This window comes from Candidatus Paceibacterota bacterium (genome assembly GCA_041661265.1).
Classification (GTDB): domain Bacteria; phylum Patescibacteriota; class Minisyncoccia; order JAHIHE01; family JAGLIN01; genus JBAZUT01.
Map to the genome: position 1 here is coordinate 119,877 of JBAZUT010000001.1, position 15,212 is coordinate 135,088.

9 protein-coding genes are annotated in these 15,212 nt (G+C 43.6%); 1 reads left to right on the top strand and 8 read right to left on the bottom strand.

Annotated features, from left to right (window positions below; translation table 11 throughout):
* Nucleotide 1: 1 nt before the first annotated feature.
* Nucleotides 2-994: a tryptophan--tRNA ligase gene (trpS, locus tag WC788_00725; protein MFA6096133.1), complete on the top strand. Its 993-nt coding sequence runs from the start codon at nt 2-4 to the stop codon at nt 992-994.
* A gap of 43 nt (nt 995-1,037) precedes the next feature.
* Here trpS and WC788_00730 read toward each other — a convergent pair whose 3' ends face one another.
* The 8 genes from WC788_00730 to WC788_00765 form a co-directional block, all read right to left on the bottom strand.
* Entirely contained in the window at nt 1,038-1,352 is a 315-nt protein-coding gene (locus tag WC788_00730; GenBank protein ID MFA6096134.1) for a hypothetical protein, read from the bottom strand.
* A gap of 328 nt (nt 1,353-1,680) precedes the next feature.
* Nucleotides 1,681-1,974, bottom strand: a complete 294-nt coding sequence (locus WC788_00735; protein ID MFA6096135.1) for a hypothetical protein — start codon at nt 1,972-1,974, stop codon at nt 1,681-1,683.
* Nucleotides 1,975-2,224: 250 nt separating this feature from the next.
* Nucleotides 2,225-2,464, bottom strand: coding sequence for a hypothetical protein (locus WC788_00740; GenBank protein ID MFA6096136.1), 240 nt, complete (start codon nt 2,462-2,464; stop codon nt 2,225-2,227).
* Between the two features lie 243 nt (nt 2,465-2,707).
* Complete coding sequence (locus WC788_00745; protein ID MFA6096137.1) at nt 2,708-3,976, bottom strand: hypothetical protein; 1,269 nt, start codon at nt 3,974-3,976, stop codon at nt 2,708-2,710.
* Between the two features lie 59 nt (nt 3,977-4,035).
* Nucleotides 4,036-5,664 (bottom strand): hypothetical protein, encoded by a 1,629-nt coding sequence (locus tag WC788_00750; protein MFA6096138.1) that lies wholly within the window; start codon nt 5,662-5,664, stop codon nt 4,036-4,038.
* The gene (locus tag WC788_00755) at nt 5,661-7,241 is read right to left on the bottom strand and encodes a hypothetical protein (GenBank protein MFA6096139.1); all 1,581 of its coding nucleotides are present in this window, start codon (nt 7,239-7,241) and stop codon (nt 5,661-5,663) included. Before WC788_00755 ends, WC788_00750 begins: the two co-directional genes overlap by 4 nt.
* 23 nt (nt 7,242-7,264) lie before the next feature.
* Entirely contained in the window at nt 7,265-10,105 is a 2,841-nt protein-coding gene (locus WC788_00760; protein ID MFA6096140.1) for a glycosyltransferase, read from the bottom strand.
* Between the two features lie 32 nt (nt 10,106-10,137).
* Nucleotides 10,138-15,009, bottom strand: a complete 4,872-nt coding sequence (locus WC788_00765) for a glycosyltransferase (protein ID MFA6096141.1) — start codon at nt 15,007-15,009, stop codon at nt 10,138-10,140.
* Nucleotides 15,010-15,212: the final 203 nt, after the last annotated feature.

Below are 15,212 nucleotides of genomic sequence, written 5' to 3' on the forward strand. Positions count from 1 at the left end.
TATGACAAATCAAACAGGAAAGAGAGTTTTTAGCGCGATCCAGCCTTCAGGAGAGCTTCACATCGGAAACTATCTTGGAGCATTGAAGAACTTCATTAAACTGCAAAATGAATATGAATGCTTTTTTTTCATTGCCGATTATCATTCGATCACTGAAAATTACGATCCGAAAGAAAAACCGAAACAAATCATGAACCTGGCCTTGGATATGCTTGCCGCCGGACTCGATCCGAACAAGTGTACAATTGCCATCCAATCCCAGATCTGCGAACATGCGGAGCTGGCTTGGATATTCAATACGATCACTCCGATGGCCTTTCTGGAGAGAATGACGCAATACAAGGATAAGGCGCTCGCGCAAAAACAGAACGTAAACGTCGGGTTGTTCGACTACCCCGTGCTTCAGGCTGCCGACATTTTGATCTATAAAGCGGATCTTGTCCCCGTAGGACAAGATCAGGTTCAGCATGTTGAGCTTACAAGGAATATTGCCAGGTTTTTCAATAATAAATTTGGAAAGACATTTCCGGAATCAGAGCCGATTCTGACCGAAACGCCAAAAATCATGTCTTTGATCGATCCAACAAAAAAAATGAGCAAGTCACACGGACCGAAAACTTACATAGGCATAAATGACGAACCGAAAAATATAATAGACAAAATAAAGAAAGCAACGACGGACATGGGAACGACGGGAGAAATGACGCCCGCTTCAAAAAATTTGTTTCTCCTCATGGAGATCTTCGGGAAAAAAGAACATTATAATGAGTTCCTGGCTCAGCACAAGAACGGCACCATAAAATACAGCCAATTCAAGGAAACCCTTGGGCAGGACATCGCGGACTATTTCACTCCATTCAGGGAAAGACGGAAAGAGCTTGAAGCAAAACCGGATGAAGTGAAAAAGATCCTCGCCGAGGGAGCGGAAAAAGCAAGAAAGATCGCACATGAAACCATGAAAGAAGTAAAAGAAAAGATCGGACTGGTTATTTAAACATTGATAAAAAAAAGAGATTGCATTTTATTATGCAATCTTTTTATATATTTTTTCGTTCTATCTTTTTTGTTTTTTTTATTTCCTTCAACCGCTTTTTCCCTTCTTCGGTGATGATGATCGGACGCGCTCTGCCATTTTTGACCTCCCTGATCTCGCCCCGGCCTATCAACCCGCGCTGTTCTGTCCGCAGTATTATAGCTGCGACATTGTTGCCCATCTTTCCTCCAAGGATCTTCAGAAGATCAAAGTATATCACTTCACTTCCGCTTCCCCTGATCTCTTCGACCGTCAAAAGCGTATCTTCAATTCCTTTCTCCAATTCACCAGGTTCAATTTCGAGAGACAGCTCGTACATTTGCATTCCTCCTCTTCCACACTCTTTTATGATTTTTTTAAACAGGCAAAATTTTTTGCCCATAAAAAAATAATCCCGACTTTCGGGATTACTCTTTTATAAACGTAAAATTAAAAATATTACCGGTTTGCACGTGTTTTCTCCTGCTTCTTTTTGACATGCCGTATATCATTCTTTGTAATTATTTTACTCTTGATATCAAGGATATCACACATATACATTTATGTCAACAGTGTGACCCGGGAACGGAAAATCCGGATCTATGCCGAAAAAGCATATCACTGCGGCATATGACCAGAAACGAAAAAAATAAGAGGCTTTTGCCTCTTTAGTACATGCCGGGGATATTCCCGGATCTTATTATTTCTTCTCCTTGCTGCGTTATGACGACTTGCCTTGCCATTATTTTCGGCGTCACTTCCGTCAATTCGCCGGTATATCCGATCAGTTTCCTCTCTTCGAGAAAATCCACCAATTCCGAGGCGTTGCCTTCCTCGATGGAAAGTTCGCTTGCGAGTAACCTAACAAGATTGCTCCGCCACATGAATTTATTCCGCCCCATTAATCCCTTGAGCTTTTTGATCGCTATCTTTTCACAATCCTCTTTTTTATCTTTCTTCATACTGTACCTCCTGGCAAACTTCACACATGAACGAATGTTTTCGCTCATAAAAAAACAATCCCGACTATTGGGATTACTTTTTTATGAATGAAAAATAAAAATATCCGGTTTGGGAAAATCTTTTTCTGTTCCTTTTTGGCATCCCGTATATCATTCTTCAAAATTATTTTTTACTCTTAATGTAAAGAATACCACGTGCAGATATTATGTCAACAGCGCTATCCACAAAAAAGAAAGAGGGAGTTTGATATTATTTTATCAACTCCCATTTTAGCAGTTCATTCCAATATTTCGGACAGGCGGATTCGAAAGGGATCCTCAGGTCAGCTTCTTTCCTGCAGCCGGGATTGGGTGAATAGTTGCCGCAAGTCCAGCAATAACCCCCGCAAAGCACCGGAATTTGAGGACTCTCCCCCAGTGATCTCCTTGTGAAAGCCCCGTCCAAGCCGGGAATGAGAACTGCTTCTCCGGACATTTCATACATGGACATATTCTTCTCCTCCTCTTCGCATCAGATAGACAATTTATGTCTATAAAAAAATAATCCCGACTTGCGGGATTACTTTTCTATGAAATATAAATTTGAAAATTCAAACAAAGGGCGTAGCGGCTTCTTTACCTTCTTTTTTATTCTTGTTTCCATTACATTCAAGCTAGTCGTTATTTCTATCCGTAATTATCCTACTTTTGAAAATCAGTGTCAATAGCGGAGAATGCACATCCCAAAACAATCTCACTTGAACAGGATCTTCTTTACAAGCTCCTCCAATCTGAAGCCAAGATCCTTGCTCTCTTTGACCAGGACAATCTCGGCTTGCCCGCCTGCGGGATCAATGGCCAGTTCTTTATTAAGATATCCGCGCGCCGAGATCTTTACAACAGCATTAACATCATCCAGATATGGAAATTCAAAATAGCCCCTCGTATCCGACAGTATATATTTTCCGGAATACGACACTTTTGCATCCGGAACGATCTCGTCCAGCTCATTATAGACGACCCCATAGAAAGTTTTTGGATCATAGTATTTATTCAGAACGCCAGCTGCTTCTTTCTCTTTTCCGTCATCCCCCCAGATCGAAGTGGATCCGCCGACAGCTGTCCAATAATTAATACCTTTCAGCTTGCCCGAGTCTTTGAGGATCCAAAGCGCCCGTTCAACCCATTTCGCCTGTTCGCTTTCCGACAGATCGCCGTGAATGTCAGGAATAGGCGCGCCGAACTCACCCAGAACAACAGAACCTCCGCTCCCACTTGCAATATCCTCAACATCTTGCGCCAACTGTTCAGGAGTGCTGACATAGTGATCTATGGTCACGATTCCATCCAGGGCTTCGGTCGTTTCCTCGTCCATGACGAATCGCGCAACATCAGCGTTCATGGAAAAATAATTTGCCTGAACTTTTTTGTTTATGCTCTTGAAGGCCGACTTGGCTTCCCTATATTCGCCTATAATAAATTCCCTGAATCCCTCCACGTCCCCCGTTGAACGCGGATCCCCCGGTCCCCCATTCTCGCATTCGGGACAGCTTGAAAAAATATCCCCGTCTTCGAACAGGTCGGAGTTGAAGCGGATAAATTCCCCGGTATTTCTCAGATGCTCCTCCTTTGTGATCCTTGAATAATCAAACCACTCCTCCCATCCTGAAAAATTGCCCCTGAACCATACTTTTAATTTATATTTTCTTGCAGCGCCCACCCAGCGCTTGAGCATCGGAATGAACTCACTGTCGTAAGGAGTGGCTATGGCCACATGAGTTGAACCGATCGCGGCAATGTTCTTTACCTGATCGTCTATCACGGCATCGAAATCCTTGTCTTCCATCTTCTCACGGCTGAGATCGCGGGAATATTTCATCGTATCAACCGATTTGAAGCTCCAGAAATCCAGATCAGGCCTCGTATAATAGACATCTGCGTGCGAAAAAACATTATAAGAATCCGCAAAGACAAGAATCGTAAAAATGATGATCGTAAAAATAAACAGTATACGAAATTTCATTTGTTTCATATTAAATGATGCTAATTTAATATAACTATATTTGCGGATTTTTACAATACTTACCTGTGTTCAAGTATCGGTTCTGTTATGAGATCTTTCAGATATTCATCTTTCAATTGATATATATCGGCGAACGGATAATGATCTACAAGTTTAAAGCGCTCAAATCCGGCATTGTTTTTCATTGCTTTCCAGGTTGAGTCGTCATCGGAATTGCTTCTCATCACGATCCAGCGCGCCCATCTGTCGGGATTTATGAGCGCAGATTCATAATAAGCCCCGGCGCCTTCGTGAATGAACTTTTTCATCGGCAAGCCCGAAGAAAAAATGATCGAATCATGCGACGCAACAGAGATCAGAATGAATCCGGGTTCATCTTTTGTATTTTCACTGAGCCACCCGCTCACTTCAGTCACATTTTTCTGGCTTGAACCGAAGCGCGCATCATCAACTACCACCGCGTCTCCGTTGACAACTGAAAAAAAAGTGACCATGGCCAAGAGAGAAATAATGAGAACGCGCATCTTCGGGGCATAATGCACAATATAGCCGATAAAAATAGCGATCGAGGGCATCATCATGATCCCATAGCGTATATTAAACCATGTTCTGCCAGAGAGTCCGTACACATAAAGAACCGAATGCCCTAAATACAGGGCAATGACATTGAATAGGAGAGGAGCAACTAAAATCATAGTTGCAAAACGAATATGCCAAGAAATATGCCTATTCGTCCACAGTGCCATTGCTCCGATCAGACCGATGATCAACGTGAAAGCATTGGAGTTATAAGCAAGTGCATAAATATAAATTTCCGCAGATAAGAATAAATTATTTTTAGTCGCAAGAACTCCTGCGGTTTCTAGCTGCTTTTGCTGCGTATATGCAGAATATGGCCCGAAGATAAAATAAAAAGCGTCCTTGAATATAAGCAAGTTCCATATAAGCCATAGCACCACGCCAAACCCCCCCAGCGTCATGAACAAAACTACTATGCCTTCACTTTTTGCGTATCCCCACTTTTGCCATACATAAAAGAATATCATAAGCGTCGCGAAAAAAAGCAAAAACCATCCGTCATATCGGACAAGTGTTGAGAGCATGATCCAGAAAGATGCATAAATAAGATACAATATATTGCTCCTCTTAAACCAAAGTAAAAAATAATAAGATCCCGCAGTCATCGTTCCCAACAGCGTAAGTTCCGTCATTGCGGTTGATTGCAAATATAATATATTGATATTCGCAACAAAAATGGCCACTCCGACAAGCCTTCCCGACAGACCAACATTTAATTCTTTGAGAAAGTAATAGATCAAAACCCCCGTTCCGATAAAAGCGATCATGGAAGGCAAGGCTCCGGCAAGTCCGGAATGCCACATAAAATCATTCCATATGGTAGGTATCATCAGAATATGAGTAAGCGGCAGCCACACGCTTCCAAGTTGCGCGATGCCGGTATTCAGGCCTTCCACCACTCTTCTTCCGATATCCAAATGAGATCGCGCATCGTTATAAGCCAACCCCAGACCATTATTATAATAATAGAGATAACCCACAACAGATATTGCGGTTAAAAATAAAATGACAAAAAAAATACAGTTTTTTATCAGATAAAGCCCAAGACCGTCCAGGGTATTTTTTTTGATAAGCAATTCCATATTATACTTTGAGACATTTATGATCATGTTTTTATTTTATCAGCGATCTTGATATTGCCTTCTTCCGAATACAGCCGCAGGATCAAAATCCCGGTCCCGACAGCTATCAGCGTAAAAATGATCCCGAGATATTGTCTGGCTGTGATACTGTCTCTCAAATACGTTTGAAATATAAATGATTTTGATCCGAATTTATTAAGATACTCCAGATTTCTCTCATAAGTGTATTTTTCCTCCTTACCGCTGGTTTTCTCCAGTGCCAAAATCTCGATCTTGGGCGGAACGGCATTAGTTGTCAGAGCCCCCAGGGTGTTTATGGCGGAAGACGACATAAAAAGAAACAGGAATATAACTATAAAAACGATATTTTTTCTGAAATGTGTCAGGCTCAGAGCCACGCCTATGCACAGAACGGCATAGGTCGGGATCAGATACCGTGAACCGAAAGCCCATCCGCCATAGGGATCGCCCCACATTGAATAAAGCAGTATATTGAATCCTGCGATAGACAACAGGAGATTGCTGAATGAAGCTCCAGCTCGGGCATATAGAAAATAATAACCGAAAATGCCAAGAAGCACGACCGGAGTATAATTAATGATCCCTCTATCGGGGCTTATAAAATGTATATAAAATCCATTGATCAGATTTCTGGTATCAAAAAAAGCAAATACATTTTTTTTGGAAGGCGTTCCCTGTGGCAGCTGAACATCAACCGCCTGATTGAAAACAGGATTATCCGGCAGGCCTTCACTGTTTATGGAGGTGACCCTTTGCAGAGAACCGGAAATTTGAAAATAACTTCCTTGCGAAACGCCATTGAACCACAGAAAAAAAGCGATTGGAACGACCATTCCTATCATCGCCAGAAAACCCAGCGATCTTATTTTGATCGAAACAAATTCGGTACCCTTTTTGTCGATGCTGATGATTTTTTTCATAAAACATATGGCGATAGGAAAAACAAAAAATATATTTGGGTTATCAACTACAAAAGACAGTCCGAACAAAAACCAAAAAATCGGCGCAGAATACCATTCTTTCCGCCTGAATAACAGATAAACGCCGAATAAAACGATAAACGTGGTGATATGATGCTGGGATAAAGTTACGCCATAGGTAAAAGCAGGAGACGCGAAAATGAAGGAAAGCGCTCCCAGATTGGCAGCCATGGGATGCGCTCCAAGCCGAATAGCTATAGCCCTGATCAGGATCAGATTTAAAAAAGCGAACAAAGTTATTACGGCAAAAGCGCCAAGCTGAGAGAATCCGAAATATTTACCAATTATATATCCCGGAATTATCAGAAAGGCGGTGCCGGGAGCAAACAGGGAAACATATTGCCCCTTCTGATTGATGGCCAAGTCCGGGGTGGAAAAACCGGCAAGCGGCAAAGATAACTGCAATGACCTGTCCTCGACAACAGAGTAGGCCAATGCAAACCGGCCTCGCTCGTTCGACGATTCAAAAGGTCCTGTCTTCTCCCAATATAACGAATTAAGCTCCTGGCTCGTGGGATTTCCCCTGAGCCCGTGGATAGTCAATACCAGGATCATCGCTGAGAGCAGAATAAATGAGATTGTAAACAGATTTTCTTTTTTCATAAACTAATGATATATAAATGGGATCATGGAACTTCGGGAAAACGATTTGCATTGCTGTCTGCCGAATGATAATTTTCAGGTTTGAGAACGATGCCATCGGGGAACATGGGTCTAATCTGGCTTTTATAGAAAGAGATCAATCTTTTCTTTTTATCCTCGAGGCCGGATATATCCAGTGAACCCAGGCTCGACACCGGGGCAAGACCAACTTTTACTTTGGCCCTCAAATTATAGGGAAAATCTTCCCAGAAAACAACCTTTGGAAAAACTTTCCGGCAAATCTCGCGGACCATGACATGATCCACATTTCCGCCAATGCCAAGGGGACAAAAGACAACACAGTTTCCCGCTCTTTTCTTGAAATATCTCAGCTTCTTTTCGATCATTGCAAAAGTATGCGCATCGTTCTTCGAGATCTTTCCCGAGATGATATCGAACTGATAAGTCGGATAAACATGAACCACTTCAGGTAAGAATCTTCCGATAATTTTCAAGATCGGAGATCCGTTTTTTTTCTTCCTGAATGAAGCGTCTTGAAAGCCAAGATGAATGTGCTTTGCGCCAATGGATTTGCATGCCTCCACGTCTTCTGATTTTCTGAGACAAAACAGGTCCTGGGCATTCTTATATCCTCCGCAAATTTTCAGATTTACTCCGGTCGAAAATGTATAAGGCGGCAGGGGTGCCTCGGTAAATATTGTCACGACCGTAGTTTCAGTTTTTGTTGCCAGACGCAAGAGCAACGCGCCCGAAGAAAGGATCGCGTCGTCCAAATGAGGCGATATAAAAACACATGGCGTCCTCTTGCTGATTATCTCCTCGATAATTGAGTTGACATCTGATCCTTTGTCCCTATAGCCCAAGACGTCATCGATGTGTTTTCCATATCTTCCCGCAATATTGTCCCAGTTATAATCTTTCAAAAATACCTTTAATTTCTCAATGTTTATTTTCCGCTCTCCGCCTTGAACGGATAATTCCTGCATAATTTTTGCCATTGCCATTGCATCGAACGGCTCGGCCTTACATGAAAAATCTCCAGGCAGCCATCTCAATCCTTCGATATCGAAAGAAACCACCGGAACACCGTGAGCCAAGGCCTCCAGGGCGGTCAGGGAAAAAGTTTCAAAACGGGAAGGGATGACCACGGCGATCGCTTCTCTGAATGCGTCATTTTTTTTCTGGCCGTCAACCCTGCCCAGTAATTTCACTTTTTCCGCGATTCCCAGTTCACGGACCATTTTCACCAATCTTTCTTTCTCGCTTTGAGGTCCGCCTCCGGCGATCACCAATGAAAATTCTGTCTTTTGCGCGATCGAACTGTACGCCTCCAAAAGCAAATCCAATCCCTTCTGATCTATTTCCAGCCTTCCCATATATAGAAAATGTTTTTTTACCGGCCGGCCTTGCGCAAGATCGATTTCCACTCCGTTGGGAATGACTTCAATGAGCGCATGCGGATTTATCTCTCTTATTCTCTGCCCGCTTTCTCTTGTGGACACGATAAAATTTCTACACATTTTAACGCCCATATTCTCTATAATATGGAAAGGCAGCTTATATTTTCGGCGCATATCTTCTCCGGCGAGCATATGAACCATGCCGATGACGGGCTTTTTTGTAAAAACAGACAGGAATGCGGTTGAGAAAGGCGGCATAAAACTTTCTACCCAAACATCAAAATCGCCTGCAATAACATAATACGGAAGCGACGCCTGGAAGATCAGCTGGCTGAGCTTTGGACCGAAAAAACTGAAGCCGGCATATTCATAGCATACGCCATCGATCCTGCGTTTTTTTGCACCGGGATAATTACCGCAAATTATTTTCACGTCAAATCTGTCGGCAAGACGTCTGGCCACTTCATGAACCACCAGCGCCCCGCCACCGTTATAATACGGATTACCGATAGAGTCATAGGATGAAATGATCATTATCTTTTTCCTTTCTCCGACCTCTATTTTTTTTGAAGAAGAGATCGGTTCCCATCTCGCCTCTGTTCTGTCTTTGTCTATCATACATAGAATTCTCACCAGGGGGACCATTCCCAGATAAAGTACGGTCCAAAAGGGGTTTTTTATCATTCTCCTCGCCAAATAGACCGCCTTAGCCTCAAGTCCTATCGTATAATACTTTTCAACGAATTCCTTGTCATAGCTCAATTCCTGGATCCCTTTGGATTTTATGAACCGCTTATATTGCTTGAGGTAGTCGGAAAGAGTTTCGGGAAGCTTGTAATGAACGAGAGCTTTTTCCGCTGAAACAAAAGCATATTTTTTCTGTTCGCAGTAGAGGAAGGGAAAAACATCGTCCGCCGACGTTTCAGGAAATTTCATTTCTTTATATAATGTCTTCCCGAAAGCCCTGACGCTTCCTTCCGAGAAATATAAAGGCGAGGCATATTTCGACTTTCTGAGGTCATTCCAGATCCCGACTCCCGTAAAAGCTATCTTTTGAACGAATGTCTTGGGCGGGAGCGGAAAAGCAAGGCCGGATGAATATACAGCCCTTCCCTCAATAATGGGCCTGATAAGATCCTTTATGACATCCGGCGAAGATAATCTGATATCCGCATCCAGGATCACGACAATATCCGACCCGGCAACAGAAAAGACCTCGTTTATCCTTGCCGGCTTGCCTTTCCTTTCGGGAGAATCTATCAGCCGTATCCTTTCGTCCTTGAAAGATGCGACAATCGCGGACGTTTTGTCCGTGCTTCCGTCGGAAATGATAAATATCTCCTTGATCACAAAACCATCTTCCCGGACGCGAATCAAAGAATCAAGAAGTTCTTTTATATTGGCTTCTTCGTTATAGGCAGGCACACCTATTGTTACGGTAATGTCTTTATTATTTTCAGGCATATAGTTTTTTATCTAAATATATTATCTGCATATCACAATACGCGATTTTTGTAAAAGGCGAGTTCATCTTTTATACGCCGGATCTGCAAACTTGATATGATCGCAAAAAATAGCTTGCTGCTCTTCGCCCAGTCAAAATTTTCCGCCCATAACCGGCCCCGGATGCCCATTCTCCTGCGAAGTTTATTGTCCTGTATTATCTTATGGATACAGTCCGCAAAAGATCCTATATCTCCATAGCACGCCAAATATCCCGTTTCGAAATTCTTTACCGAATCTCTCAGTCCCGGCACGTCGGACGCAACGACCGGAGTTCCGCAGGCTCCGGCTTCGATCGCCACGATCCCCCATCCTTCCATAAACGAAGGATTAACCAGCACCCATGCCTTCTGCAGCAGTGATATCTTTTCTCTCTCGGAAACTTTCCCCGCGAATCGAACCGTCTTTCCATCCAAACGCAATTTTTTTACCAGTCTTTTTAATTTTCCCTCTTCTTCTCCGCTCCCGGCTATGACCAGCGAAACGTTCGAATCTTTCCTGGATATCACTTCAAATGCCCTGATGAGAATATCGACTGATTTATATGCTTTCAGCCTTCCGAGATACAGAATGACCGGCCTCTCGCTTTTCTTGCCCGGCATAAGGCATTTGAGTTCGATCCCCGGATTTACAATGTTAATACCGGCTTTTCCAAGTCCCAGCGACTCGATCTCTTTTTTGCTTGATTCGGATATCGTTATGAAAGGAACTTTTTTATAAACGGCCGGCATCAGAACCTTTTCCAAAAAACATGCTAGAGCCGAAAGATGTTTGCTTAAAGACAACCTGAACACTTCCTGGTGAACATGATGCATAAGACAAAACACCGGTTCTCTGGCATAAAGAGGAGCGAAAAACGGAATCCCGTTCTCGCAATCGATGATCACATCGAATTTTCCCCTGAAACGCAAAATATAATAGACAAAAGCCCAGAAATAAACAAAGTAGAATCCGCCTCGCCTGATTATCTCAACTCCGCCCACCTTTTCACTTCTCGGCGAGTGGCTGTCGTTCCCGCAAAATATAGTGACCCTATGGCCATCTTCAACCCAATTTTCAGCGATCTTCTGTATATAGACCTCGGCTCCGCCGGCATACTCATGGCGCGTATCCCTCCAATTATAGATCAGGATCTTTTTTTGGTCTCCGCCGGTAGGACCGACGCTCGGATAGCCGCTCTTGAAAACATCGGCCAGATCGTTCAGGTTGTTCCTTATGAACTTAGCCCTGCCCTCAAGAACGCTCATCGCCTCCATCAGGACCCACCCGAAACAGCTTGACCAGAAGATCACCGCAACAACATCCCGGATAGAATTGTGGTAAAGCGACAGACCCAGAACCATTCCCAGCGGGATCATAATCGACATGAAGGAATAAATGTATCTCTTTCTGGCCAGATGATAGGTCACTATAACATTCGTAATTACGAGAAGCAGAACCGAAATGGCGTAGATATTGAGATATGGCAATATTCCCGAAACTTTCGGTCCGAAGATCCCCGGTACAGTAACCCTTCCCATGACTCCCAGAAAAAATACCCCCAAGATCGATAATAAGAACGAAGAGATATATACCAGCGAGAAGATCTTTTTGGAATCTTTTTTCTGCCCCATATTCCTGCTGACAAGCGGGATCAGGAATACAATGGGAAGCGTTCCCATGAAATAGATCATCTTTCCGACAAAAGACAGCATGACATATTCCCCGGCCATCCGCTCGGGCAGATAATGCTTAACAAGTATTATATCCATGCTGAAGAACAGCATCATGGAAATTCCGGCAGCAAGAGATGAGAGATAGAACTTTTTCGGAAAATTTAATTTTATCTTTTCCGGGACAAAATTATTCTTTCTTTTGATGAAATACGAAGACACAATCGCGGCCGCCATGATCGAGAAAGGGATCGCGGCATAGACCCAGCCCGATGCCCCGGAATAAACAAGGATCATAGCGAAAAGAAGTTTGGAGATCGGTTCAACGGCCATAACAACTGCGGCCGAAGAAAAATAAAGATTTCCCTGCAAGAATCCGCTGTTGGAAGCCGAAATTATCCCGAATATAAAAACGGGCGCAAAGAGCAATAGAACATAATGGTCTTTGATATTGAAAAATTCTGACAGGAATTGTCCCGCGATCACCCACGCAAACGCGGCGATCAGAGACAGAAGCACCCCCCTACTTTTCACGAATTCCAGGAACATGACGCTCGATTCTTTTTTTCCCGAACTGGAAAGATATCCAGTTTCGGAGTTAACTGTTGACGACAAGGCACTGGTGAATATGGAAACCAGATACCAGAGCGAACTTACCAGAGTCACCAGTGCAAGATTTTCAAACGATAGCGCCCTCCCCAGAAATATATTAAAGATGAAATTGATCACATTGGAAAACATTATTGCCGCAATAAATATATTTTTGGGCTCAAACAGCATCTTCCAATATCCGCCAAGCGGCACTTTTCTCCAACTGAATCCCCGCTTTCTTTTTCTTCCGGCAGAAAGATCCGCCGCCGCCGGCTTTTCCGGCAAAAGCGATCCATGATCCATCCCGGCATATTCCGGATGCGGAACTTTTTCCCAATTGAATGCAGGCGCTGTTTTCCTTGCGACAGGCAAAATCTCCCGAGGGGCTTCCGCCGTCTTTTTCAAAAGATGCAGTCCATGATTCGTTTTCTCCCAAAAGTGCGGCTTCATGATCAGCTGGTAGACCGCAATCACGGACGCGACGCTCATCAGAGCCCAATAGAACGGAACTAAAAAGACATATTTGATGAGCAACCACTGTCCGCGCTTGGCGCACCCGATCATGTAATAATACATGGCAAGGAAATTTCCGAAAACAAGGGAGGTTGCCGCCATAAAGAATATCACTGACGGATACAGTTTCTCGATCATCGGTCCGACCAGACCGTATAAAGCGAAATAGGAAAAGGTCGCCATCCACAAAATAGGATTAATAAAAATGAAAACAGTTTTTCCTCCGACAACAAGCTGGAAGATGAGAGCATGAACTCCGTTCTCGCGGAAAAAATCCATAGGATGGCGCATATGCACCAGATAGGTCTGAATATAGCCTTTGATCCACCGCGACCGCTGTCTAAGCCAGTTCTTCAGATCGCTGTTCGCCTCTTCGAGAGTCACCGAATCTATAATGGTTGTTGTAAAACCATTTTTGAATATCCTCATTCCCAGATCGCAATCTTCCGTCACATTAAAAGGATCCCAGCCTTCAAGTTCAAGAAGGTCTTTCGTCCGGAAATGGTTGCTGGTTCCGCCAAGCGGGATGGAAGTGTTGATCGACTGCAGCCCCGGCAGGATCATATCGAACCAAAGAGAATATTCCACTGTGAAAAGCTTGGTCAGCAAATTCTGATTAGGATTGAAGTAATTGAGCTTGGCCTGCAGGCATCCGACCGACCGCGGAACTTTCTTGAAACCCAGATATGCTTTTTTGAGCTGCAAGGGATCGGGAATGTCTTCCGCATCGTATATTACCGTATATTCTCCTCTGGCAAAAGCCAGACCATAGTTGCAGGCTTTCGGCTTGGTCTTGGGAAGGGACTCGGGAACCACGATGATCCGCACCTGCGGCGGAAGGCCCATGTGTTCGGCCGTTTCGATGGTCGCCTTGTCGCTCTCCTCCAAGAGAAGCAAGATATCGAGCTTATCTTTCGGCCAATCGAGCTTTCCGATCGCATCCAGAAATCCCGGCAGCATATGCGCCTCCTTATAAAGCGGACAAAAAATTGTATAAACCGGAAGGGATTCTTTTTCCAACTCGTCCATCTCCCATTTTTCACTCTTTATTTCCGGAGGATCCTTCAGGCTTCTCATGACAAGATAAAGATTGAATACTGTGTCAAGAAAGTAAATTGCGCTCAGCAGAGCAACGACCACCGAAAGGATCCCGATCGGATCGATATACAAGCCGGTCAAAAAGACAGCTATCGCCAATAAAGCGACGTTCCTCTGCCATGGAACAAAAGTTATAGCGGCTGAATATTTCTGATCCAGAGTTGTGTGAGTGATGAAGCGTTTTTTGCTGAAAGCCACCCCGGCGCCCATCATGGCAGATCCTTTTTTCGGAAAGATCGCGATCTGAGGTATTTTTTTGAATTTCAACTTTATGGCATTGGATCCGATCTCATATATGGCTTTTTGGAATTCTATCTTTGACTTTCCCTGCTTCCGGCTCGCAAAATCAATATCAACGCTTCCGATCATATATCCGTAAAATCTTGCCTTAAGTAAAAATTCAAGATCAAAGGTCCAGGGGGAAGGATCTATCTTGATCTCTTTGACAACCTCCTTTTTGAAAACTTTCATTCCGGCCTGCACGTCAAAATCAAATCCGTGCAACATTTTGGAGAAAAATAAATTGAAACCCCCGCTTATTATCCGCCGAACGGGGCTTATCGACCTCATGGTGCGATTTACCACGACGACATCACAGCCCGCTCTTATTTTTTCAACCATGTCGGGCAAAGCCTCGGGGGGATATTGGAGATCGGCGTCGAGGATCGCGATCAGGTCAAAATTAGCATAGGAAAAACCCTCGAGCAAAGAATGGGCCTTGCCCCTTTTGCCAAGCTTCGAATACAGGATGATCGGATAGCTGGCCGACAGCTGCCTGATCATTTCACATGTGCCATCCGAAGAATGGTCATCGATGAATATGATCTCATAGACGATACCCGCCTTTTTCAAGGCACTATGAATGCGGCAGGCCAGTTCATGAACATTGCCTTCTTCATTCAGAGTCGGAATTATTATTGATATGGAGTTGGAATTCATCGCTTCGGTATTATTGATAACTTTTTGCTTTCTGCAATACATCAAACACGACCATCTTGCATATTCCGTCATGAGATAAACGTCCTATATCAAAAAAGGCTCGTAGCTACTAACCACCATTTAAGTGGCTAGAAATTACAAGCCCTCAGTTGGCTGTCATCCCGAATTTTCGGGATTCAGTTGGCTGCTAGGCAGTTTCGATATAACCGGAAATCGCCCGAAGTAGTTTTAAATATAACAGATTCAGTATATACGTGTCAATTCCAAACTGTTGA